At 62.9% G+C, this 22,929-nt stretch carries 17 protein-coding genes; 9 read left to right on the top strand and 8 right to left on the bottom strand.

Annotated features, from left to right (window positions below):
- The first annotated feature begins 13 nt into the window (after positions 1–13).
- Genes C484_RS09870 through C484_RS09855 form a run of 4 tightly spaced genes read left to right on the top strand, consistent with a single transcriptional unit; the run spans position 14 to position 5,817 of the window.
- On the top strand, positions 14–1,198 hold the full coding sequence (locus tag C484_RS09870) for a HEAT repeat domain-containing protein (RefSeq protein ID WP_006825791.1): 1,185 nt from the start codon (positions 14–16) through the stop codon (positions 1,196–1,198).
- 28 nt (positions 1,199–1,226) lie between these two features.
- Complete coding sequence (locus C484_RS09865) at positions 1,227–2,936, top strand: family 20 glycosylhydrolase (RefSeq protein WP_006825790.1); 1,710 nt, start codon at positions 1,227–1,229, stop codon at positions 2,934–2,936.
- 46 nt (positions 2,937–2,982) lie between these two features.
- Entirely contained in the window at positions 2,983–5,031 is a 2,049-nt protein-coding gene (locus C484_RS09860) for an alpha/beta hydrolase family protein (RefSeq protein ID WP_006825789.1), read from the top strand.
- 24 nt (positions 5,032–5,055) lie between these two features.
- On the top strand, positions 5,056–5,817 hold the full coding sequence (locus C484_RS09855; protein WP_006825788.1) for a sugar phosphate isomerase/epimerase family protein: 762 nt from the start codon (positions 5,056–5,058) through the stop codon (positions 5,815–5,817).
- Between the two features lie 59 nt (positions 5,818–5,876).
- On the opposite strand, the gene C484_RS09850 is transcribed toward C484_RS09855, so the two are convergent.
- Positions 5,877–9,632, bottom strand: a complete 3,756-nt coding sequence (locus C484_RS09850; protein ID WP_239640961.1) for a heparinase II/III family protein — start codon at positions 9,630–9,632, stop codon at positions 5,877–5,879.
- A 193-nt stretch (positions 9,633–9,825) separates the two neighbouring features.
- Between C484_RS09850 and C484_RS09845 the strand changes: the two genes are divergently transcribed.
- Positions 9,826–11,037, top strand: coding sequence for an aminotransferase class V-fold PLP-dependent enzyme (locus C484_RS09845; protein WP_006825786.1), 1,212 nt, complete (start codon positions 9,826–9,828; stop codon positions 11,035–11,037).
- 58 nt (positions 11,038–11,095) lie between these two features.
- Here C484_RS09845 and C484_RS09840 read toward each other — a convergent pair whose 3' ends face one another.
- From C484_RS09840 to C484_RS09825, 4 genes are all read right to left on the bottom strand, one after another.
- Positions 11,096–12,211 carry an ABC transporter permease gene (locus C484_RS09840; protein ID WP_006825785.1) on the bottom strand — a complete coding sequence of 372 codons (1,116 nt, stop codon included), beginning with the start codon at positions 12,209–12,211 and terminating at the stop codon, positions 11,096–11,098.
- The gene (locus tag C484_RS09835) at positions 12,198–13,220 is read right to left on the bottom strand and encodes an ABC transporter permease (protein WP_006825784.1); all 1,023 of its coding nucleotides are present in this window, start codon (positions 13,218–13,220) and stop codon (positions 12,198–12,200) included. Before C484_RS09835 ends, C484_RS09840 begins: the two co-directional genes overlap by 14 nt.
- 73 nt (positions 13,221–13,293) lie before the next feature.
- Positions 13,294–13,515, bottom strand: coding sequence for a hypothetical protein (locus C484_RS09830; RefSeq protein ID WP_006825783.1), 222 nt, complete (start codon positions 13,513–13,515; stop codon positions 13,294–13,296).
- A 44-nt stretch (positions 13,516–13,559) separates the two neighbouring features.
- Positions 13,560–15,752: an ABC transporter ATP-binding protein gene (locus C484_RS09825; RefSeq protein ID WP_006825782.1), complete on the bottom strand. Its 2,193-nt coding sequence runs from the start codon at positions 15,750–15,752 to the stop codon at positions 13,560–13,562.
- 192 nt (positions 15,753–15,944) lie between these two features.
- Here C484_RS09825 and C484_RS09820 point away from each other — a divergent pair, with 192 nt between their 5' ends.
- Positions 15,945–16,205, top strand: coding sequence for a hypothetical protein (locus tag C484_RS09820; protein ID WP_006667656.1), 261 nt, complete (start codon positions 15,945–15,947; stop codon positions 16,203–16,205).
- A gap of 473 nt (positions 16,206–16,678) precedes the next feature.
- On the opposite strand, the gene C484_RS23410 is transcribed toward C484_RS09820, so the two are convergent.
- Positions 16,679–16,837: a hypothetical protein gene (locus tag C484_RS23410; protein WP_160164233.1), complete on the bottom strand. Its 159-nt coding sequence runs from the start codon at positions 16,835–16,837 to the stop codon at positions 16,679–16,681.
- Between C484_RS23410 and C484_RS23405 the strand changes: the two genes are divergently transcribed.
- The 3 genes from C484_RS23405 to C484_RS09810 all read left to right on the top strand — a co-directional run bounded on the left by C484_RS23405 (position 16,838) and on the right by C484_RS09810 (position 19,993).
- Positions 16,838–16,993, top strand: coding sequence for a hypothetical protein (locus C484_RS23405; RefSeq protein ID WP_160164232.1), 156 nt, complete (start codon positions 16,838–16,840; stop codon positions 16,991–16,993). It begins immediately after the preceding gene.
- Positions 16,994–17,063: 70 nt separating this feature from the next.
- Positions 17,064–18,911: an ABC transporter substrate-binding protein gene (locus tag C484_RS09815; protein WP_239640959.1), complete on the top strand. Its 1,848-nt coding sequence runs from the start codon at positions 17,064–17,066 to the stop codon at positions 18,909–18,911.
- A 125-nt stretch (positions 18,912–19,036) separates the two neighbouring features.
- A complete protein-coding gene (locus C484_RS09810; protein ID WP_006825780.1) occupies positions 19,037–19,993 on the top strand; it encodes a Gfo/Idh/MocA family protein in 957 nt (318 codons plus the stop codon).
- 780 nt (positions 19,994–20,773) lie between these two features.
- Here the strand turns inward: C484_RS09810 and C484_RS09805 are convergent.
- Positions 20,774–21,871 carry a Gfo/Idh/MocA family protein gene (locus tag C484_RS09805; protein WP_006825779.1) on the bottom strand — a complete coding sequence of 366 codons (1,098 nt, stop codon included), beginning with the start codon at positions 21,869–21,871 and terminating at the stop codon, positions 20,774–20,776.
- Complete coding sequence (locus tag C484_RS09800; RefSeq protein ID WP_006825778.1) at positions 21,868–22,599, bottom strand: fumarylacetoacetate hydrolase family protein; 732 nt, start codon at positions 22,597–22,599, stop codon at positions 21,868–21,870. Before C484_RS09800 ends, C484_RS09805 begins: the two co-directional genes overlap by 4 nt.
- Positions 22,600–22,929 lie beyond the last annotated feature (330 nt).

The following is a 22,929-nucleotide window of genomic DNA, read 5'->3' as shown; positions in this document are numbered from 1 at the left end:
GATACGACGTACCATGATCTCGCCCGGCGAAGACGCGACCGACCGCGCGAGGGAACTCCTGGACGCGGCAACGGCCGACCCCGCGCAGATCTCGCTCGCGCACGTCGTCGAACTGCTCGTGCTCGGCAACCCGGAGACGCGCCGACTTGCGATGAAGTGTCTCGAGGCCACGCTCGACGTCCGGCCTGAGGCGTCCGAAGCCGCCGTCACCGCGTTCGAGCGGCTGCTCGAGGACGGCGATCCGCACGTCCGCCGCAGGGCGGCACTCTCGGCGGGGGCGGCGATACAAGGGGCGGATACCGAGTCGTTCGAAGCGCTCGTCCCGCCGCTCGAGGCGATCGGAAGCGATCCCGCTGAGCCGGGTCGCGACGCCGCGGTCCGTGCGCTGGCCACGATCGGGCTCGAGCGCCCCGAATCGGTGACGGGGGCGGTCGAACTCCTCCTCGACGTCTGTCATGCTAGAGTCGTTTCGGCGGAATCACCGGCCGACGCATCGCCGGGAGCGTCGTCGAGCGTCGGCCCGGAACGCGACCGGAGGTTGGCAACTCGCGTTCAGGCGATGGCCGGACTCACGCGGATTGCGGCCGAGCGGCCGGAGACGATCGTCGGTCACGTCGATCAGGTCGTAGCTTTGCTCGAGGACGACCACCACCTGATCCGGTCGGGAACGTGCGAGGTGCTCGAGTCGCTCGCCGAGGGCCACTCCGACAAGGTGGCCCCGTTCGTCCCGGCACTGGTCGATCGCCTCGCTTCGGACACGGACCACCCCGTTCCGTGGCGCGCGGCGGACGCGCTCAACGCCGTCGGCGGTGAGTACCCAGAGCTTGTCGGCGCAGCCCTCGGGTCAGTCGTCGACGACATCGACGCCCTCCTCAAGCGGCGCGATCCCGGAATCCGTGGGGTCGGAATCGGCCTCCTCACCTACGTCACGCAGGTCGATCCCTCGTCTGTCGAGGGGCTGCTCCCGCGCGTTCACGAGCTCCTCGCGGACGACCACGCACCGGTTCGGGCGAACGCGGCGCTGACGCTCGGGCTAACCGGCTACGGGGATGCGGTCGACGACCTTGAGGTGCTCGTGGCGGACGACCCCGAGCCGGCGGTTCGCGACGCCGCGACGCGCGCACTCGAACGGCTCGAAGGCGAGAACGAACCGTCGCCCGAGCACGTACACGAGAACCGGCCAGTAGACAACCATTAAGGCATCCGTCTTCATTGCTACCCATCACATGCCTTCACGCGAACTCGACGTCGTCCCCCGACCGCGTCGAGCGGACCTGACCGGCGAGGCGGTCCGTCTCGAGGCCCCGTTCGCGGTTGAAACGGACAACGGTGCGGGTGCGGTCGTCGCGCTGCTGTCGGACCTCCTCGAGCGCGAGACGAACGAACGGGTTGTCAGGTCGAACGAGGGCCCGGACGTTCGGCTGACGATCGACGACGCTTCCTCGAGTCTGGTCGACGACTCGGAAGGGTACGTCCTCGAGGCCGACGGGAACGGGATCATCGTTCGATCGTCGACGGCCGACGGCCTGCGACACGGCTGTCAGACCATCGTCGGGGGTCTCGAACGGGGTGACGGCGACTGGCTGTTTCCGGCCGGCGAGATCCGAGACTGGCCCGCGACCCGGTGGCGAGGATTCATGCTCGATCCGGCGCGGGGTATTCTCCCGCTCGAACGCGTCAAACGGCGGATCGACCAGGCCGCCCGGGCGAAGCTGAATCGACTTCACCTCCACCTGCTCGATCACGAATCGTACGCCCTCGAGTCCGAGGCGTTTCCCGAACTGAGCCGTGGCCCCGATGGCGAGAATCGACCGGCGTACTCCTCCGAAGAGATCGAGAACCTGATCGAGTACGCCGGCCGCCGCGGGATCGAGATTCTCCCCGAGGTCGACGTTCCCGGCCACGCCAGTCACGTCCTCGAAACGTACCCCGAACTTCAGTGCACCGTCGAGGACGGCGAGCCCAGCGACGGGACGTTGTGTCTCGGAACGACGCGGACGGACGAGTTCGTGGAGACGCTGCTCGGGGAAGTGATCGAGCTGTTCCCCTTCGAGACGGTCCACGTCGGTGGCGACGAGTGGGCGATGAACTGCTCGTGGAACGAGTGCTCGCGGTGCCGAGAACGGATGATCCGCGAGGGGTCGGAGACGGTCGCCGAGCACTTCTACGAGTTCGTCCGCCGGCTCCACGAGACGCTCGAGGCGAACGACCGCCGGCTGATGTGCTGGAACGACCAGATCGATATCGCCGAAGCGCCGGACGTGCCGCGGGACGCGCTGGTGCAGTTCTGGCGCGTCTCCGGGAAGGGACGCGGCCCCGTCGAGGGGTGCAGCCTCGAGCGGTTCCTCGAGGAGGAGTTCGAGGTCGTCAACTCGTACGTCTACGCAGCCTACGTCAACGGCTGGATCTCGGAAGAGTATCTGCTCGGCTGGGAACCGCGGAGTCGCCCGTCCATTCCGGACGAACGAGCGGAACAGGTGATTGGCGGCGAACTCCTGGCGTGGGAGCCCGCCGCCGAGGAGACCCGCGAGTACTTCGAACGTGCGCTTCCGTCGGCGATTCCCGTCTTTGCCGACCGACTCTGGAACCCCGACGCGATCGCGGACCGTCGATCGTTTGCGACAGCGCTGACGCGACACGCGCTCGGCCCGTTCGTCCCCGCTGGCTTCGATATCTACCGTGAACTCGGCGGGACGATCCTCCCGACGGAAGGGGAGAACGACCCCTCGCCGCCGGCCCACGCGCACCGCTCACTCGGGGATCGGACCCCGCTCGAGGCCCGCGACGACTACGAAGACACTCTCGAGACGCTCGGGTCGCTTTCGGAAGCGGATGAGGTGGTCTATCCGGAGACGGCGGCAGCGTACCGAGACTGTCTCGAGTGGCTCGTCGGGGTCGCCGACCGGGAGGGGCGCGGCGTGATCGACCGCCCCTGAGGACCCGAACTTATAATCCGTCCTACTGCTAGTATCGGACCGTTCAATGAGACAGTTCGACGAGAACGTCGACGGCTACTACGACGTAGAGAACCAGCTGCCGCGGTACCTCCGGCGGCTGGCCGAACCACAATTCGAGCGCGGCGACGAGCACCGGGAGGCAATCGACTCGGTCGCGGCGGCCGAGGAACACCGCGAGCGTGTCCGCGAGGACTTCCTCGAGGCGATCGGAGGCCTGCCCAAGGAGCGGACGGACCTGAACGCAACGCGGACCGGTCGACTCGAGTACGACGGGTACGCGGTTGAGACGGTGATCTTCGAGAGTCTCCCCGGCTTTCACGTGACGACGAACGTCTACGTCCCCGAGAGCGCTTCTGCCGACGACCCTCGTCCTGCGGTCCTGTTCGTCTGCGGCCACGCCGCCACCGCGAAGACCGCCGACGGCTACCAGCAGGGGTGTATCGAACTCGCGCGCAACGGCTTCGTCGTCCTCGCGATGGATCCGATCGGCCAAGGCGAGCGCCACCAGTTCTACGACTCCGAGGCGGAGGCGATTCCAATCGCCGATGACTCGCGGGACTACCCGCGGGTGAACACGCTCGAGCACACCTACCTCGCCCGTCAGTGTATGTTCGCCGGCGCGAACGTCGCGCGCTACTTCGTCTGGGACGGGATCCGCGCGCTTGACTACCTCGAGTCCCGCCCTGAGGTCGACGCCGACCGCCTCGGCGTGACCGGCAACTCCGGCGGCGGGATGCAGACCAGCTACCTCATGCTGGCCGATGACCGGATTGCCGCCGCCGCGGCGTGCTGTTTTATCACCTCGAAGGAGGCCTACATGCGGACCGGACAAGGCCAGGACGGCGAGCAGATCATCCACCGCGCGATCGAGCGCGGCCCCCGCTACGACGACTTCCTGCTGGCGTTCGCACCGAAGCCCGCGCTGATCGGGGCCTCACAGTCCGATTTCCTCTGCATTGAGGGCACCCACCAGTCCTACGAGCGCGCCTCGAGTGTGTACAACCTCTACGAGGCGGGCGACGCGCTCGAGTTGACGGTCGCCGACTCGACCCATGGGTTCGGCCCGGAGTTGCGCGAGGCGACGGTCAACTGGTTCCGACGGCACTTGGCCGGGGAGCCGCCGACGTTCGAGACAGACGATCCCTCGACCGAGGATCGGGAGCGACTTCGGTGCACCGAGGCCGGCGAGGTCAGGGATGCATACCCCGACGGCCGAACTGTCATTGATCTCAACCGGGAGTACCTCGCAGAGACCGCGCCGGAGGCGGCGACGGCTCCGGCGGTCGATGACACGGACGACTACACCTGCCAGCTCCGCGAACGCCTCATCGACCGGTTCGACCTTGAACGCGACCGACCCGATCTGTACCCGCGGACGATCGAGACCGAGTGCAACGGCGACGTAACGTGGGAGAAGGTGTTTTTCCCGAGCGAGCGGGAGGTCATCGTCACGGCGATCATCGCGACCGTCGACGACGGCGGGACCGAGGAGCCGCTCGTCCTGCTGCTCGAGGAGGGGACCGACGAGATTGAGGAACGCCGCGAGGAGGTCGCGGCGCTCGCGCGCAAACACGGGACCGTCGTCGTCACCGACCCTCGCGGCGTCGGGGGCGTTTGCGCACGCGACGTCAACACGCGGCTGCAGAACGGCGGCGACTACTACGACTACCATGGCACCGTGTACAAGCTCGCCTCCGACGCGCTGATGCTCGGCACGTCACTGCTCGCGCTGCAGACGTTCGACATCCTCCGTGCGACCGAGTACCTCCGCTCTCGACTCGACGAGGGTAACACGGAACTCGCGATCGAGGGTCGCGGTCCGTGGGGGATCCAGGCATTGCTCACGGCGGTCGTCGAACCGTCGATCCGGACGGTATCGGCCGTCGAACCGTTCCCCTCGTTCCACGAGCAGGCTACAACGGCGGAGATTCCGGTCGATCACCGGCTGAACGTCCACGGGATCGTCGGCGAGTTCGATATTCCGCAACTGCTGCCGGCGCTCAAGGACCGCGACATCGACTGGGACGGCGACCTCTCGCGGTACCGCCACCCGTCGGCCGACGAAACAGTTTAGCCCGCTCGCACTCACGCGTTTCTCATGCAGATCGGACTCTGTACGATCTCGAACCGGGATGCGAGCGTCGATGCCGTAATTCGCGAGGCCGGCGAGACGGGCTACGACGGCGTCGAAGTGTGGGGCAAAGACCATGTCGGCAATGGCGATCCGGAGACGTGTCGGTCAGTCCACGAGACCGCCCGCGAAGCGGACGTCGAGATCCCTGTCTACAGTTCGTACCTGCGCGTCGGCTCATCCGACTTCGGCGAGACGGTCGAGCGCGAACTCGAGATCGCGCGCCGACTGGACGCGGATCTGATCCGCGTCTGGGCCGGCAGCCAGGAGTACGGTAACCACGACGAGGCACACTGGGAGCAGGCGGTTGCGGATCTTGAGCGAACGAGTCGCCTTGCGGCCGATCGGGGGATCGGCGTCACAGTCGAGAAGCACGCGAACACGCTCACGAACGACAGCGAGGGCGCGCGACGGCTTCTCGAGGCGGTCGACCGCGAGAACTGCTGGCTCAATTGGCAGCCCACGTTCTCGATGGAGCCCGACGCGCTGGTCGAGACGGCCCGCAACCTCGCGCCGCTCTCGAATAACGTACACGTCCAGGCGGTTCCGGAACGGGGCTCCCGCGACCGTTGCCCGCTCGAAGACGCTTTCTTCGATCTCGAGGAACTGCTCGGAATCTTCGAGGACGCCAGCTTCTCCGGCTTCGTAAACGTCGAGTTCGTCGCCGACGATCGCCCCTACCGCCGGGCGATCGAGACCGACCTCGAGTACCTCCGTCGGATGTCGTAGGAAGCCGTTCTCGAGTCGAAAAAGTGCGTCTCGGAACGGCCAGGGAGGTGGGATGAGGGTTACTCCCGCGACCAGGTCGATGTCAGCGGGATTCTGATGTCGTCGTTCTCCGTGATGATGTGCTCGTAACCGCCGTCCTCGAGCTGGTCCGGATCCTCGAACTGCCGGACGAGTGTCCGCTCGCCGACATCGACGGTCACCGTGTTCCCGTTACCGGTCTCCAGGTCCTCGATCGGGTACGCACCGTTGTCGGGAGCGCGCGGTCCCTCGAGGATGGGAATCTCCGAGGTTGGCGGTCCACGCCACTGGTTCGAATCGTCGTTGTCGACGTAGACGAACCCCGCGTGCCGATCGAGTTCGTCTCGGTCGTTGGCAATTCGGAGGTCGAGTTCGTTTTCGAGGCACATGCCGCGCGTGAAGTCCTCGATGAATCCTCGCACCTGTCCGGTCGATTCCTGCACGAGCGGCTCGCCGCCGACGGGGGCGAGCAGCGTCCCGTCGTGGACGTACGCGTACTCGGGTTGGCCGTCCTCGAGCGAGTAGACGCCGAAGAAGCCCTGGAACCTGAACGTGTCGTCGACGGTGACCGGGTTCGGTTGCCCGTCCGTACAGACGACGTAGTCGGTGCGTCCGGTCGCGAGTTCGAGTTTGAGGGCGCGACTCTTATCGCCGGTGACCGGAACGTCCTCGATCGATTCGACGACGCGGTCGCCTTCGTAGTGCTCGAGTACGGATGTGAACGTCGTCTCGAGGTCCGTACCGTGCCGGCTGAGGAACGCGTAGCGCAGACTGTCTTCCGGGGCGGTACTTTCCGGACTGTGCGGCGGGTAGCCGTCAGCGAGGGCAACGTCGTCGAACTCGCCGAACGATGTCAGACGCAGGTGGACATCCTCGGCGTCGTCGTTACGGCGGTTAAAGTGATCTGCGACATCCCAGTCGACGACAACCTGCCGGTCGGGCTCAGCGTCGCGCTCGACGGTATCGAAGTAGTTGAAGCCAGAGCCCGCCGAGTTCGGCGAGCGAGCCTGGTTATAGTCGTCGTCGGCGTACAGGACATCCGGGCCAGCCAGCGTTCCGCCGTTCTGGGCGTCGAGCTCGAGTCCCTCGGTGGAGACATCCGCCTCCGTCGCGTGGAAACTGAAGCGGTGATCGTCGCCGCCGTCGACGCGGAAGAAGTCGATCGCGTAGGAGTGCTCCTCGTCAACCGTGATCGTGGCGATCGTCCGCCGGTATTCGTCGGTTTCCTCGTAGACGTGGGGTGCTTCGACGTCGACCAGGCTCACCCGCTCGTCGTTCCCGTCGAAGTGGCGCGGGACGCCGACCCAGTGGTGGTCCTGTCCGCGCTCGTCGACCACAACCGTGTTGTGGCTGATCGTATTGTCCGTGAAGAACAGCCGCGGCGGATGGTCGCCGGTCGCCTCTGGGTAGCCGAGGTCGCGCGAGAGCTCCATCTCGTTGGCCGCGACGCCGATCTGTAACGCGTCCCGGTGGGCGTGGGTCGTCCCGCCGGCCCCGTTCCCGTTACGACCGTAGTACATCCAGACGGCGCGCTTGGTGTTCCCCATCTCGTCAGCAGCGTCCCGCTGTTCCCGGTCGCCCTCGTCGAGCACCGTCAGGTAGTATAGCGCCATGCTGTACCCGTTCGCGTCCTCGTTACGGCCGATACACTCCCAGCGCATCTCGTTGGTGCCCGCCTGGAGGTCGAGCGGGTACGCGAGCGTCTCCTGCCCGGTCCCGTCGGCCATGAAGTCGACCGTGGCGACGTACTCATCGTTGACGTACAGCTCGTAGATCCCATACGTATCGACGAACAGCGTCTCGATCTCGAGTTCATACTCCGCTGCCTCGTCGACGGCGAACTCGAATGACCACCACTCGCCGGCCTTGGTCGCCTCGAACTGGATGGCTTCCTCGAAGCTGTCGTCGACGGGTGCGGAGGCCTCGGCGAACAGCGCAGAGGTGTCGTGAGTTTCGCCGAGAGACCCGATCTCGTGATTTGTGCCGTCGCGAAGCGCGGCGAAGCCGAACCCGGCGAGGTTCTGACTAGACAGGTCGAGCGGTCCTTCCGCGTCGATGACCGCTTGGATATCGTCGGCAAGTCCCTCGGGTTCGGCTTCGTAGATCGAACCCCGGATGCCAGCCGTCGAGTAGCCGTTCGAGTAGTGCCAGAGCTTGGCAAAGATCGGCCGTTCCGTCGCCTCGTACCCTTCGGACACCGCGCTCTGGCTCCACTCGGTTCTCGAGGGGTGGTGGGTATCGCCGAGTGCGGGCGAGAACTCATCGAGCAGGAGCAGGTCGGCATTGATCTTGAGTGCGTTCTGGAACTTCGGGTGCTGGTAGAGGTCGGTGCCATCGAACCCGTCGTATCCCTCCAGGTTCTCGGCCACCTGCTGGATCGACGACATCCGGATCCGGTTGTACCCCAGCGATCCCTCGTGCCAGTAGCCGTCGCGATCGCACTCGTCGACGATCGGTGCGAGCACGTTCCCGCCGGTCGTATACCAGTTCTCGGGCTCTTCGTTCCACTGATCGCCGTCGAAATACTCGTCGCCGGGCTGGAACACCCACTCGAGCGCCTCTCGCGTGTAGCCGTCCTCGCGGGTGTCATCCTGGACGCGCGCGGAGATCGTAACCGCCGACAGCTGTCCTCGCCCCGGCGCCATGTCCGATTCCTTCGCAGCCGGAAGCATCTCTTGGAGGTAGTTCTCCTCGATGTTCTCGCGAATCTTCGCGACCGAGTCCTTCTCTGGCAGGTCGGGGTACTCGTCGGTTTTGGTCTCGAGAAAGTCAACCACTGCGTCCGCGGCCTCGGCATCATCAAGTGCGGGGAAGAACGCGTCGTAGGCGACCAGCAGATTGCGGGCGAGATTGCCTTCCCAGTGGGAGCCGATGATACGACCGGTCTGGCGGCCGCCGGAATTGTTCCAGAAGCCGTGTTCTCCGCGCTGGTAGTCCCAGATTGTCATCTCGGGGTAGACGTCGGCGATTCGGTCGAGGACGACCAGGCCGGCGATCGCGTATTCCGACTCCTCGGTGAGCAGGTACGCGTCGACGAGGGCGTTGACGAGTCGTCTGATCCCGCCGGGTCGCCACGTGAACCAGTGGTTGTAGTACGCGACGAAGTTCCAGCGGTTCCCCGCGCCACCGCCGAGGTCGTCGTCCTCGTCGTGCCAGCCCCAGCCGTCGTCGACGCCCCAGCCCTCGCCCATCTCGGGGTGTTCCTCGTTGACCAACAGGGAATCGTCGGCCAGCTCAGGATCGAACATGCCGCGGTCGTCCAGTCCGCTCTTCCGGTAGGCCCCGAAGTCGTTCGTCGGCACGATCAGGTTCCCCTCTCCGTGGGGGTTCTCAACCGTCGTCTCGATCTTCCAGAGACGGTCCGTTCCGGGCTGGCTGTGACCGCCAAGGATGCGGCGCTCGAACGTCTCGCCGCCGCCACGAGGGATCTTCTGGGACGTGACCAGCCTCCAGAGGCTCTCGAGGTCCGGCCCATACTGTGCGAGGCGCGTGTCGGCCTCGCTGAGCGCGCTGTCGCGCTGGCTCTCGGCCCAGTCGTACCGATCGATATTCGTCCGCGCGTTCGTCCGCATCTCCTCGGTCCACATCGTTGGCCGAGTCTTCAGGTGATACCGCTCGTCGTTCTCGGCCGCCGCGGTGGTGTCGCCGATCGAGACGAGTCCGCCAAGCGCTCCGGCACCCGTTGTCGCAAGTATCGATCGTCGCGACAGATCAAACGCATCCCCGCTATTGGCTACCGAACACAATCGCTCTCGAGACCAGGGGCTATCGACCTGGTCACGTATGTCTCGTGTCATCAATGAACATATCACCGTAACCAATAAAATAAGCTTCGGTTATATAAGTTCTGAGTGAGATTTACGGACAACTGGGTCGCTTCACGAACCGATCTCCATCGGGAATTGAACCCACACCCGACGGCGGAAGGTTTTTCCGGTCCGTTTTCGAACCGAGTAAGTATGTCAGTTCGATCGCAGTCGGTGATTCAGAGTGCCTGACAAGGCGACAATCTACGACGATCTCGAGGTCCCGACCGTCATCAACGCGACCGGGACGAAGACCCGCATCAGCGGGTCGCTGATGCGCGAGGAGGCGGCGGACGCGATGCGCGACGCCTCCCGTTCGTTCGTCCGCATCTCGGACCTGCAACAGCGCGCCTCGGAACTCGTCGCCGAGGCGACCAGCGCTGACGCCGGCTACGTCACTAGCGGTGCGAGCGCCGCGCTGTCGATGGCCGCCGCGGCGTGTCTTTCCGGAGACGATCTCGAGGTGATGGCTCGACTCCCCGACACCGAGGGTGTGGCGGACGAGATCGTCATGCCGCGGACCCACCGGAACGGCTACGATCACGCCCTTCGCCTGCCCGGAGCGACGATTGTCGACATCGGGACGAACGACCACCACCTCGGCACCGGTTCGGAGAACGTCGAGCCCTGGGAGATCGAGGCAGCCATCACGAACGACACCGCCGCCATCGCTTACATGGAGAAACCCTACACGCAGCCACCGCTCGAGACGGTCTGCGAGATTGCCCACGACCACGACGTGCCGGTCATCGTCGACGCGGCGGCGGAGCTCCCGCCGGCCGAGAACCTCTCGCGATTCGTCGAGCAGGGCGCTGATCTCGTCGCGTTCAGCGGTGGGAAGGCGATTCGTGGCCCCCAGTCAACGGGCATCCTCGCCGGCGACGAAGAGTTGATCCGATCAGTCGCCTGCCAGCACCTCGACATGCACGCGGCCGACGCAGTGTACGATCCGCCAGCCGATCTTATTACCACTGACGAGCTACCGGGCGTGCCACGCCAGGGAATCGGTCGTTCGATGAAAGTCGGCAAGGAGGAAATCGTCGGCCTGATCCGCGCGCTCGAGTTGTTCCTCAAGGAGGACCACGGGGACTGCCTCCGAAAATGGAACGAGCGGGCGGAACATCTCGCAGCGGGACTTGCCGATATCACGGGACTCGAGACGCAACTCGAGGGCGGGGACAAGACCGATGCCGTCGCCCAGGTGGTTGCGACCGTCGACTCGGACCGCGCGGCGACCGACGCGACGAGACTCGTCGAATCGCTCCGGCGAGAGACCCCGCGCGTGTTCGTCGGCGCCGATCGATTGGACGCCGAGGAGTTCACGGTCAACCCGATGTGTCTCACCGACGAGGAGGCCGACTACGTGGTCGATCGCATTCGGGCGACGCTCTCGTAGGCGAAGCGAACTCGCTTGAACGGCTCGGAATTCTACGATGAACGGGGAAACGGACTGATCAGTTGATCTGCTCTTCGTCGCTGCCGACCTTCTTCGCGTGTCGGGCCCTGATGCGCGGGTTGAACACGCGGTCCATACCCTGTGCGAAGAGGATCAGCCCAAACGAGAGAACAACGACCGCGGCCATCGGCCAGAAGATCTGGTAGAAGTTACTCAGGTTGACCAGCGCGTGGGCCTCGGAGTACGCGGTGTCCATCATGATTCCCCAGTTCGCGGTCGTAAGCGGGAGGACACCGAGGAAGTACAGCGCGACGGAGCCGAACACGACCTGGCGGCCCGCGTTGGCGAAGTTGATGAGGATGTACGGCATCAACTGTGGCGAGATGTCCCTGGCAAGGATCGTCCGCGAGGGCAGGCCCATCGTCCGGGAGGCCTCGACGTACGACTCCTCACGGAGGGTCAGAACCTGGGAGCGAAGTGCCCGCGCGAGCCCCGGCCAGGCGTCGATCGCCAGCACGACCCCGATGAGCCACGCCTGGCGAGGAGACCAGATCGCTACGATCACGATGAGCAGCGGCAGGCCGGGCATCGTCATGACGATGTCCGTGATGTACATGAGGAACTCGTCCGTCTTTCCGCCCTTGTAGCCGGCCGTGATCCCAAAGATCGCGGCGAGACCGACAGAGACGATCGCGCCGGCGACCACCATCTCTAGCATGTCCGGCGTCGCGTGGATAAGGTTGCGTCCGATCGGCGTCCCGTAGTTGTCGGCGCCGAGCGGATACCGGATGTCGATCCCCGGGACGGAGATCGGCCCCATGGACAGCTGGTGGTCGACGCCGATATCGATCCAGCCACCCTCCTCCCAGAGGGCGGCGACGCCACCGTCGAACGGCTGGAGGTTGTTCGGTGCCTGGTTCGTTGCCGGCGGCGTGACCAGTCGCGGCCCAATCGTCCCGAAGAAGACGAACAGGGTGACGACCAGGATTCCGATTCGCGTTCGCCAGTCGTCCCAGGCGACCCGTCCCGGCGCGAGGAAGTACGCATCCAGGATCCGCTCGAATCGTTCCCGTCTCGAGAGGGAAACGGTGTCATCCTCGGCAAGGTGGCCGAACAGTTGTTCATCCGTGAGCTGTTCGTCCGTTTCGAAACCTGATTCGTTAGTATGACTCACTGTGATCACCTGAACCGATCCGTGGGTCGACGAGTCCGTACGTGAACTCGGCGATGAGGATGCCGATGAGCGTGACGATCGTGAAGAAGAGGAACGACCCCATCAACAGTGGATAGTCCCGACGCATGACCGCGTCGTAGGTGTACCAGCCGACACCGGGATACGTGAAGATGAACTCGAGTAAGACGCTGCTCGAGAACACCGTGGCAATGCCGATCATCATCTGGGTGTACAGCGGCAGGATCGCGTTGCGCGCAACGTAGCGGGTCGCAATACGCGTCGAACTGATCCCACGAAGTCGCGCGACCCGGAGGTAATCCTCTCCCAGGATTCGAATGGAGTTCCCTCGCATCGAGAGGGCACCGCCGCCGAACCCGACGATGAAACTAGACATCACCGGCAGGACGGCGTGGTAGGAGATACTCGCCATGAACCGGACGTTTAGACCCGTCTGTAGATCCGTGTTATACCGGCCGCCGGTCGGGAAGAGCCCGAGTTCGTAGCCGAAGAACGCCAGGAAGAGGATCGCGCCGACGTAGTACGGCACCGAGTTCAGGAACGTCGCGAGCACGGTCGCATAGTTGTCGAAACGTGAGCCTTCCTTGTAGGCCATTGCCGCTCCGAGGAGGATGTTCGTCGTGTAGCCGAGCGCCAGCCCGTAGACGCTGATGAAGATCGACCACGGCATCGCCGTGAACAGGATGTCAAACACGGCTTCGTTGTAGAAGTACGACTGGCCGAAATCCTGGTAGAGGATGATATCCCGCAGGTACTCGACGTACTGGATGTACCACGGCTGGTCCGGATTGAACCCGATGTGCTGTTCGACCATCGCGTCGAGTACTTCGGGGTCAGCCGTCCCGCCACCCGCTTCCATATCTGCCTCGAACTGGGCGCGCATCGCTTGGGCGGGATTGCCCGGCATGAGCCGAAAGAGCGCAAACGTGATCGTCGTCACAGAGACGAGCGTCACAGCTGCGTGAACGACCCGCTTGACAAAGTATCTCATCTACTATGGTATGGTATCTCGTTGCAGTGGTGATATATTTTGTCCTTCTGTGAATTTTCGCGGCCGCAAGACACTACCGACACCGCCACAGGAGCCCGCCGCTCAGTGCCGTGAGGGCGGAGAGCCCCGCGACGTTCATGAGTGCGACGACGAACGTCTCACTGCCCGAGTCGGCGACGACGAGCCAGATGATCATGAGCCCGAGCAGACCGGACGAGAACGTAAACAGCATCCGCCACGCGCTCTCGTAATCACAGAGGTGATCGAGGTACGTCTTGTCGTATTTTCTGCTCATCTACCTCTGCGATATCGTCACGGTAGCAAAAACCTTCGGTCGGTTCAGTCGGCTTCGCTCTCCGTCTCGAGCGAGACGGTGTCGCTTTCGATCGGTTCGCTCGCCCAGTACTCGTGATCGTCGTCCTCGCGAAAGCAGGCGACGCGAGCAGCACCTTCGGTGCATTGCAGTTCGGGAACCTCTCGGGTACAGACCTCGCGGGCATCAGGACACCGCGTCTGGAACGGACAGCCGCTCGGCGGGTCGGTCGGGTCCGGAATGTCGATCTCTCTGATCGGCGGATCGGTGGCGTTCGCTTCCTTGGCCTCGTCCGGATCGAGTGGTGGCGTCGCCCACCGGAGCACCTTGGTGTAGGGGTGTTTCGGGTCAGAGATGATCTCCTGTGCCGGCCCGATCTCGACGAGGTTGCCAAGGTACATGATGCCGATCCGTCCGTCGGACTTCTCGGTGAGATAGCGTGCGTTCGAGAAGTCGTGAGAGATGAATAGGTACGACGTGTCGAACAGCTCCTGGAGGTCGAGCATCAGGTCCATCATCTCGACCCGCAAGGAGACATCGAGCGCACTCACCGCCTCGTCGGCGAGAATGAGGTCAGGGCTCATCAGGAGCGCGCGAACGAGGACGACGCGCTGTTTCTCTCCGCCGCTGAGCTGGTGGGGGAACCGCGCCGCGTAGTCCTCAGGCGGCTTCATGCCGACGCGCTTGAGCAGGTTATAGATCACCGTCTCCCGGTCGCTCGGGCCAAGGTCCGGCCGCCACCGCTTCAGCGGCGCCGACAGGCTCGCACGGACCGTCCGGGAAGAGTTCAACGAACTTCCCGGGTCCTGGTGGACGATCTGGAGGGCGCGACGGATGTCGTCGAACTCGTAGTCGCCGCCCCCGGCTTTCGCCTCCCAGATGTCCTGGTCGCGGTAGCTAACCGAGCCGTCCGTCGGCTCCTGGAGTCCGATCACGGTCTTTCCGAGGGTCGTCTTCCCGCACCCGGATTCGCCGACGAGGGCGACGACCTCGTTTTCCCGCAGCTCGATCGACACGTCGTTGACCGCGCGGACCACGCTCTCCTTGCCGAACAGTTCGTCGATAAGTCCCGCCTGTTCGAAGTGAACGTCGACGTCATCCAGCGAGACAACGGTCTCCTCCTCAGACTCGAACGCCGCGGTGGACTCCGGAAATTCATCTGGATCGACGCCGAGCGCGTACTCGATCTCGTCGCCCGACTGTTCCCAGTGGAAGCAGGCCGCCCCTCGTTCCTCGGAGACCTCGTGGTAGTCGGGATCCGCCTGCACGCACTCCACGGTCGCGAGCGGACAGCGCGGATGGTATGAACACCCGCTCGGTGCGTTGACCGGGTCCGGGCTCTCGCCCTCGATCGGGTGCATATCCTCCAACGACGCGTCCACGCTCGGCACCGACTTTAACAGCGCCCGCGTATAGGGGTGCGTGGCGTCGCGAATGACTTGCTCGCTCGGACCGTACTCGACGAACTCGAAGGCGTACATGACGGCGAGCCGATCGGCCAGTCCGGCAACGAGCGGCAGATCATGGGTGATGAAGACGATCGTCAGGTCGTACTCCTCCTGGAGGTTCCCCAGGAGACTCATGATCGATCGCTGCATAAGCAGGTCCAGGGCCGCGGTCGGCTCGTCCATCACGAGGACCTTCGGCTCGAGGATCAGGCTCAGTGCGATGAGCGTCCGCTGTTTCATCCCGCCAGACAGTTCGTGCGGGTACGAGTCGAAGACCCGCCCTGGATCAAGATAGAGATCCGCGAGCAACTGCCACCCGTGCTCCATCCGCTCTTCGATGTCCTCCCCATGGGCTCTGATCGTCTCCTCGAAGTGCTCCCCGATCTTCATTGTCGGGTTGAACGAACTCATCGCTCCCTGGAACACCATCGAGATTTCCTCCCAGCGGAACCGTTCGAGTTGGAATTCGCTCAGCGAGAGCACGTCGACGGGTTCGCCGTCGGGCGGGTGGTAGATGATCTCGCCGGATGTCTGGCCGGGGTCAACGACAGCGTTGAGCAGAGCCGACGCGAACATCGACTTGCCGCTTCCGCTCTCGCCGACGATGCCGAGCATCTCATCTCGGTGGACATCGAATCTCACGCCATCGAGGACGCGGGAGGTGCCTCGTTCCATGTCGAAGGTCACGTCCACGTCGCGTACCTCAAGGATGACGTCGTGCGAGCTACTGTCGTCGCGCGTAATCTCGAGTTCTGTTTCGGTTCGCGTCATGGTTCAGCTACCGGCCGTCGGTCGCTTCTCGTCTCTCGGTTCTTCGGCGGAATGGTACATCGGTATTCCCTGTGATATGGTTTGTCACAACACATATTAATCTTTGCGACGATCGATCTCGTCTCGCCGACCGAACCCGGTAACGGCGTACAAAGTTTTATATCGAATCTTACAGAACGTAGAGCAGACACAATGGCAACCGCTTCGGAGAGTGACCCGAGTCAGACGGACGAACCACTGTACAGGATTCTCAAGATACTTCGGGGATCGCTCCTGCTATCGATCGTGGCGATCGGCGTCCTCCTGCTGCTCATCGGCGCCGTTTTCGAGCTCCCCTTCCGGTTCACTAGTCAGGACGGTGTCATCGCTGGGATACTCGGCGTGTTTGGGATCACGGCGATCGTCTCCGCAGGATCGTTTTACGTGCTGTTGACGTGGTTTCGACGGGACTGATCCGGCGTCTATCCGGTCTAGCATTGGGAATCGGCGGGAAACCCGTAATTCTGTCACTAGCGAGCGAATGGGTAACTGATACCGTGTATACTTATCCGACAGGTTGTGATGACACTCATCACAGTATTGGCTTGGCCGAGGCATTTCTGACGCGTCGCCGAATGCTCGCGACGAGGTGAACTTCAACACCTGGGCGTCAGGTACCCGCGGTCGCAGACGTGGCTGCTCCTCGAGCCAGTCCAGCGGTTCTTCGCCGACGGCTCCATCGAAAACCAGATGATCAAACACTGGGAGTACGGCCCGGACGAATAGGCCGTGAGGGTGGAGTTCGAGGGGAGGACTGGTACGGTGGAACGGCGATCAGATCATCGCGGAGGACACGTACTGGTACGAGGTGTACGCTCGGTTCATTTAGGGAGACGGCAGCGACGTCAAGAGACTGATTCTCGAGGGAGAGATGACGCTCACCCGGATCAACGGCCGCGAGATCGCGTCGAACTGCCGAAGCGATCGCCCGGGAGAATCTCTCCGAGTCGACCGAGGAAGTCACTCTCTTTGAACTCGACCAGGAGTGGCGGGTCACCGCCGACGAGGAGCGAAGCAGGGAGATCGCCGAGACGTTCTCGTGACACTTGAACTTCCACCTCCGCGAAGTCGGCCACTTCGAGGTCCAGAGCGGCACCTTCGGCAACATCCAAGACTTCGAGTTCCACACGGACACAAAGGACTGGAACTGCTATCGCGGCGCGTACCGCGGCGTGAAACGGGGCCACGTCTCTCCGAAGTGAATGTACCGTCGGTCCAAACGTGCGAACCCGAGAAAAATATTTAACCCATGACTTGTAATGGTAGTTTCGTATGCCAAGTAGTGACAGACACGGAACCGTGGACTCTGCCGAAGAGTTCCTGACGCGGCGACAGATGCTCGCCGCGAGTTCGGCGATGGTCGCGGCGGGGGTCGCTGGCTGCATAGGTGGTGAAAAAGAAGGCAGAGGAGAAGGTGGGATCTCTTCGTGGCAGCCGACGATCCCGGACGAGATTAATTTCAATTCCTGGGCGACGGGATACCCGTGGTCGCAGTCGTGGATGCTCCTCGAGCCGGTTCAGCGATTTTATGCTGACGGCTCGATGACGCTCGAGCAGATCAGCGATTGGGATTACGATCCGGACGAACAGGCGGTGACCGTAGAGTTCGAGGAGGGCTGGTACTGGTGGAACGGCGACCAGGTCACCGCCGAGGACAAGTACTGGTACGAGGAGTGCGCTCGCCTCTTCCAAGGAGACGGCAGCGACATCGAGGAACTAATTCTCGAGGACGAGATGACACTCACCCGGGTGTACAAGGAACCCCAGAACCCCGAGTTGGTCCAGTACCAGCTGGGTGGCTACCTCGGCGAGATGCAACGCGTCCATCGGGACAAGTTCAAGCCGTGGGCAGAAGAACTCCAGGATGCGGCGGACCACGACGAACGGCTAGAGATTCAAGAGGAGATGGCTGAGGAGATGCCGCTGCATATCTCGACGGTTATGGACGAAGGACTCGGGAACGGGCCGTTCGAGATCGTCGACTACGACACGGAGGGGATCTACTGCGAACTGTTTGAGGACCACCCCTATGCCGACGAGATCGAAATCGACGAGTTCGAGTTCGTACTCGCACAGGACGACGCCCTCGCGCAGCGGATTCAGGGCGGCGTCGTTGACTTCGGTTTCGGATTGCTCCAGCAGTGGGTCGGCGAAGGAACGGCGCCCAACTCCATGGACAACATCACCGTCTACAACGATACGTTCATGCGAAAACTCGAGTTCTTTGGGCAGGGGCCAGGAGCTGAACACCTCCGCCGACGTGAGGTTCGACGAGCGATCGCGCACGTCCTGAACCTCGAACACATCTCGACGAACTACAATACCGAGAGCGTCCCACGGGAGGCACAGACCGGACTCCCATCGGCGGTAACCGAGAACTGGCTCGACGATAGCTACGTCGAGTCCTATATCGACTATCCAGTTCAGGATGACGAGGAGCGCGCGGCGGCACTGATGGAACAAGCCGGATACGAACTCAGGGGCGACGAATGGGTCGACGAGGACGGCGACCTCGTCTCACTGCAGCTGGTCCTCCCGGACTTCCGGACGAACCTCGCCCGAACAATCTCCGATCAACTCATCAACTTCGGCTTCGAGATCGATCTCAACGTCCTTGAGTCGGCGACGTACAACGATCGGAAGTCGAACAACGTCGACTTCGACCTGACGATCGAAAATCACGGCGGACAGATCGCACACCCGTTCTACTACTTCCGGCACAATCACACGGCGGGCAACGAGCTCGGCGAAACTGTCGACATCGAGCAGGCGCTCGACGCCGGCGAGACGCAATCGCCGTATAACGGCCGCGAGATCGTCGTCGAGGTGCCGACGGAGGTCGGCCAGGAGGATCTCTCCGGGTCGACCGAGGAGGTCAACCTCTTCGAACTCGACCAGGAGTGGCGAAGCGTCAATGACGAACAGCGCAACCAGGAGATCGCCGAGACGTTCTCGTGGTACTGGAACTTCCATCTGCCCGGAGTCAACCTCGTCGAGGTGCAGACCGGAACCTTCGGCAACACCCAAGACTACGATTTCAACACTGAGTCCAATGACTGGGAGGCGTACCGCGGTGCGTACCGTGGCCTGAAGCGCGGCCACATCTCCCCGTCGGACTAGCAAGTCCCGGCGCTCGAACGACTACGCCACCCGCCGTTTCGATCCGCAACCCGCTTTCGAGCCCGCCGATCGGCAAATCCCGTCAGGCGGCACGCTTATTAGTATTCGAACGGGTTACTGCTGGTATGGATCTCGCCTGCGTCGGCGCCGGCATCATGGGCCAGCGCCTGCTCGAACAGTTCGACCATCACGACGACGTCCGTATCGTGGCGATCTGCGATCTCGATGAGGAAACCGCTCGCGAAGCGGCGGAAACGCGTGACGCGACGGTATACACGGATCATAATCGGCTCTACCGGAACGAATCGCTCGACGCCGTCGTTCTGGCGATCCCGTCGTTCGCACACACCGACCAGGCGATCGGTGCCGCCAAGCGCGGCCTCGACTTGTTTGTCGAAAAACCGGTCGCGCGGACGACCGAGAAGGCTGCAGAAATTCGCACCGCGATCGAGAAGCACGGTGTTATCTCCCAGTCGGGCTATCTCTCCCGGTACTCGCCGTTGGTCGATCGCGCCGAGGAGGTGATCAGTGATCGGACGGTCAGCCTCATCGAGGGTCGTTATTGGGGCGGGGTCCCCGGACGCGAGTGGGGGCGGGAGAAGGCCAAGTCCGGCGGGAGCACGGTCCAACTGTCGACACATATCTTTGACCTCGTTCGCTACTTCGGGGGCGAGGTCGATCACCTCGCCGCTGTCGGCGGCTCGCGAGTGAATCTCGAGTCGATTGACTTCGAGGACGTCAACTCGACCACGATGAAACACGAGAACGGGATCGTCAGCTACGTCTCGACGAACTGCGTGACATCGGTCGGCCGCAAACTCGAGTTGGCCGGCGAGGAATTCGCCCTCGAAATCGATTTCACTCACCAGACGCTCACCGGAACGGTCGACAGTGAGTCGATCCACTACGTACCTGACGACGCCGCGTCGTCGCTACGCCGCGAAGTGGATGCGTTCGTCGACGCCGTCACCGAGCGAGACGAGTCATCTATCCGGACCGACTACGCCGACGCCGCACGAACTCTCGAGTTGACCTTGGCCGCGAACGAGGCGATCGAAACCGGCGAACCAGTTTCGCTCTGATGGGTCTATCAGATTTCGGTCCGCTCCTGTGATTCGATATCGCTCGAGGCACTCGACCGTCGGCCACCGGGTGTACTCGTTCGACCGAGATAGCGTTTTACAGTACTAAACAGGTCCTTTCGTCGCACTACGACTGCAGACGCCAGCACCGCAAAGACGGTGTATATTGGTAACGATGAGCGGAAATTCGTCCGGCGCAAGTGTCAAATTTCGACGTGTATCGTGTTCTGTTACGGGAGTACAATTGTAAAATATTCCGCTAAATAGATATATTCTGGCTATTTCTAGATAGATATCTGATAAGTGTCTGAGACACGAGTTTAATATCCCTAAACGAATAGACGATAGTGAACGAAGATTAGTTACTTCGGAAGTGTGACGAAGTAGCTATGAACCCATTCACTATTACTCGATATATTTCCCATATTTAGGTAGGTAGTGAATATCAAGGTTAGAACGTTGCATTTTGAAGAATAGCGAAAGCGGTAAGCCATGATCTGGCCGAGTCGGTAGTTCTATAGGAGGGAAATCGGTGCCAGAAGCGACTGGTCCGCATTTGAGGAGATTAACCAGGCTTCACTGAGCAGTCGATTTCCCTATATGTTTCCCGCTTGGGTTCACAGGCAAGGGGTTCAAACGGCCGATCGTACCAGGGGCCCGATCGGCCCACACAAGCGGGCGACCGCGGCACCATTTAAGAGTGAAATTTGATTGTTTAACGGCCACGATTCGGCACGGTTTCGTACGTCGAGTTCCGGGCCGAACCGGGCGATTCGGCCATCACCAGGAAGTGATCGTCACGTCGCGGAGTGGCTGGTCAAGCGGAATCGACACGTCCCCGCCGGTGTAGTGTGAGATATAGAATCCGGCGATGATCTCCAGCGACCGAGCGGCCTCCCGACCCGGCGACCGGTTCGTCGCCTCGCCGTCGAGAAGTTCGACGACATGGCTCGCCGCGTTGCCAAACGCCGATTCGTAGTCGTCTTCCCACGTCCACGCACCCTCGATACCGGGCAGCGGTTCCTCGACGTGCTCGCCGTCCTCCAGCGACCAGTAGCGCCACTCTCCGTCGTCATTGTTCATGTACAGCTTGCCCTCGCTCCCGACAAACGAGAGGATCATCGAGGAGTCGTCCCGGGGAATGGTGCAGTCTATCGTGGTGAACGTGCCGTCGTCCATGAAGGCATAGCCGCCGCCCGCAGCGTCGTCGACGCCCCTGTCGGCATCGAGTGAGTTGACCGCCTCGTTCTCCCCGGAGATATAGCCGGACACCCGGTCGGCACGGGCGTCCAGCAGGTAGACCAGCGTGTCGAGCAGGTGCGTCGAGTTCCGGAGCAGTTCCATCCGAAACTGGCTCGACACCGAGTGGACGTCGCCCAGCAGGTCCTTTTCCTGGATCAGTTCGTGGAGACGCCGAAGCTTGTCGGTGAACCGGAACGAGTGGTTCACGAGGAACTCCGCATCGGCGTCATCACAGGCCTCAATCATCGCCTCGGCGTCGGAGACGGCGGAGGCAATCGGCTTCTCGCACCAGATCACGTCCGGGTCCGTCTCGGATCTGGCGGCGTCGACGACGTGGTCGCGGTGCAGGAACGACGGCGTGCATACCGACACAACGTCTAGGTCCTCGGCGGCCAGCATCGCATCGTGGCCCTCATAGCGGCACTCAGACGGGATATCCCACGCCTCGCCGAATTTGTGGAGGCTCTCCTCGTCGATGTCGGCGACTGCGATGAGTTCGACGCCCGGCGTCTCGTCGTAGCCACCCGCGTGGCTAGCGCGGATCTTCTCCTGCCCGATGGCCTCCTCGTCGTGCATCCCGAGGATACCCATCCCGGCGATCCCGCCGGTGCCGATGATACCGGCTCGGTACATCATTGTCGGGTGAACTCGTTTTCCAGTACGCCGACGCCCTCGACCTCGACCTCGACGATGTCTCCGTCCGAGATCGGGCCGACGCCCGCGGGCGTCCCGGTTGAAATTACATCTCCCGACTCCAGCGTCATGTACGCCGTGATCTCGGCGATCAGCTCCTCGACGGAGAAGATGAACTGGTCGCGACCGGAGTTCTGGCGGACCTCGCCGTTCACACGCAGTTCGATGCCCGCGTCGTCGGGCACCACCTCCGTCGGCGCCACGACCGGGCCGACCGGCGCGGCGTTGTCGAACGCCTTCCCGCGGACCCAGTTCTGCTCGACGCGCTGGTCGTCGCGATTCGACACGTCGTTGAGGCAGGTGAACCCCTCGACGATGTCCATCGCCTCGCTCTCGGGGACGTTGCGGCACTGCTCGCCGATGATGACGCCCAGTTCGGCCTCCCACTCGACCGTCTCCTTGCCCTGCGGGAGCGAGATTGTGTCGCCGTGGCCAGACACGGTGTTCGGCGGCTTCAGGAACAGCATCGGCCGATCGGGCAGCTCCATCCCCTCCTCCTCGGCGTGGTCGGCGTAGTTGAGGCCGACGCAGACGATCTTGCTCGGCTTGACCGGGGGTAGCACGTCGACCTCGGCGGGGTCGTACGTCCGTCCGCCGAACTCGATTCCGTCGTCCGTCCAGAAGCCGGTCCGTACGCTCCCCGCTGGGTCGCTGAATCGAACTCGTCGCATACGGTGTGGGTCAGTACCAACCGCCAAAAGCGTTCTGATGGCCGCATCGCTCGCCGGTTGCAACGGATGATAGAGCCGTCGGCGATGCTCGACGCCTCGTTCGACATCGACGACCCGACGGCGTCGCTCAAGGCGTTCGTGAACTTCGGGACCTGCAAGCTGGTGTTCTCGTTCAGCTGACTGTTACGCCACCACTCTGGGACGCGGTTCGACAGTGTCCAACGAAGTTGGAAACAACGAAACACGCCCGAACGGCGTCCAACACCGTTGATCGCGGAACGCGAGATGTTCCTTTATGTCTATCTCTGAACGCGGCCACAGGATTACGAG

The sequence above is a fragment of the Natrialba taiwanensis DSM 12281 genome (genome assembly GCF_000337595.1).
Classification (GTDB): domain Archaea; phylum Halobacteriota; class Halobacteria; order Halobacteriales; family Natrialbaceae; genus Natrialba; species Natrialba taiwanensis.
This window is presented reverse-complemented; position numbering and strand designations above follow the sequence as displayed.

Excerpts from the sequence above, each read along its gene's own strand:
- C484_RS09865 (WP_006825790.1), top strand. The coding sequence starts at position 1,227 with ATGCCTTCACGCGAACTCGACGTCGTCCCCCGACCGCGTCGAGCGGAC.
- C484_RS09830 (WP_006825783.1), bottom strand. The coding sequence starts at position 13,515 with ATGAGCAGAAAATACGACAAGACGTACCTCGATCACCTCTGTGATTAC.
- C484_RS09815 (WP_239640959.1), top strand. The coding sequence starts at position 17,064 with ATGCCAAGTAGTGACAGACACGGAACCGTGGACTCTGCCGAAGAGTTC.
- C484_RS09800 (WP_006825778.1), bottom strand. The coding sequence starts at position 22,599 with ATGCGACGAGTTCGATTCAGCGACCCAGCGGGGAGCGTACGGACCGGC.
- C484_RS09825 (WP_006825782.1), bottom strand. The coding sequence starts at position 15,752 with ATGACGCGAACCGAAACAGAACTCGAGATTACGCGCGACGACAGTAGC.
- C484_RS09820 (WP_006667656.1), top strand. The coding sequence starts at position 15,945 with ATGGCAACCGCTTCGGAGAGTGACCCGAGTCAGACGGACGAACCACTG.
- C484_RS09870 (WP_006825791.1), top strand. The coding sequence starts at position 14 with ATGATCTCGCCCGGCGAAGACGCGACCGACCGCGCGAGGGAACTCCTG.
- C484_RS09850 (WP_239640961.1), bottom strand. The coding sequence starts at position 9,632 with ATGACACGAGACATACGTGACCAGGTCGATAGCCCCTGGTCTCGAGAG.
- C484_RS09835 (WP_006825784.1), bottom strand. The coding sequence starts at position 13,220 with ATGAGATACTTTGTCAAGCGGGTCGTTCACGCAGCTGTGACGCTCGTC.
- C484_RS09860 (WP_006825789.1), top strand. The coding sequence starts at position 2,983 with ATGAGACAGTTCGACGAGAACGTCGACGGCTACTACGACGTAGAGAAC.
- C484_RS09805 (WP_006825779.1), bottom strand. The coding sequence starts at position 21,871 with ATGATGTACCGAGCCGGTATCATCGGCACCGGCGGGATCGCCGGGATG.
- C484_RS09810 (WP_006825780.1), top strand. The coding sequence starts at position 19,037 with ATGGATCTCGCCTGCGTCGGCGCCGGCATCATGGGCCAGCGCCTGCTC.
- C484_RS09855 (WP_006825788.1), top strand. The coding sequence starts at position 5,056 with ATGCAGATCGGACTCTGTACGATCTCGAACCGGGATGCGAGCGTCGAT.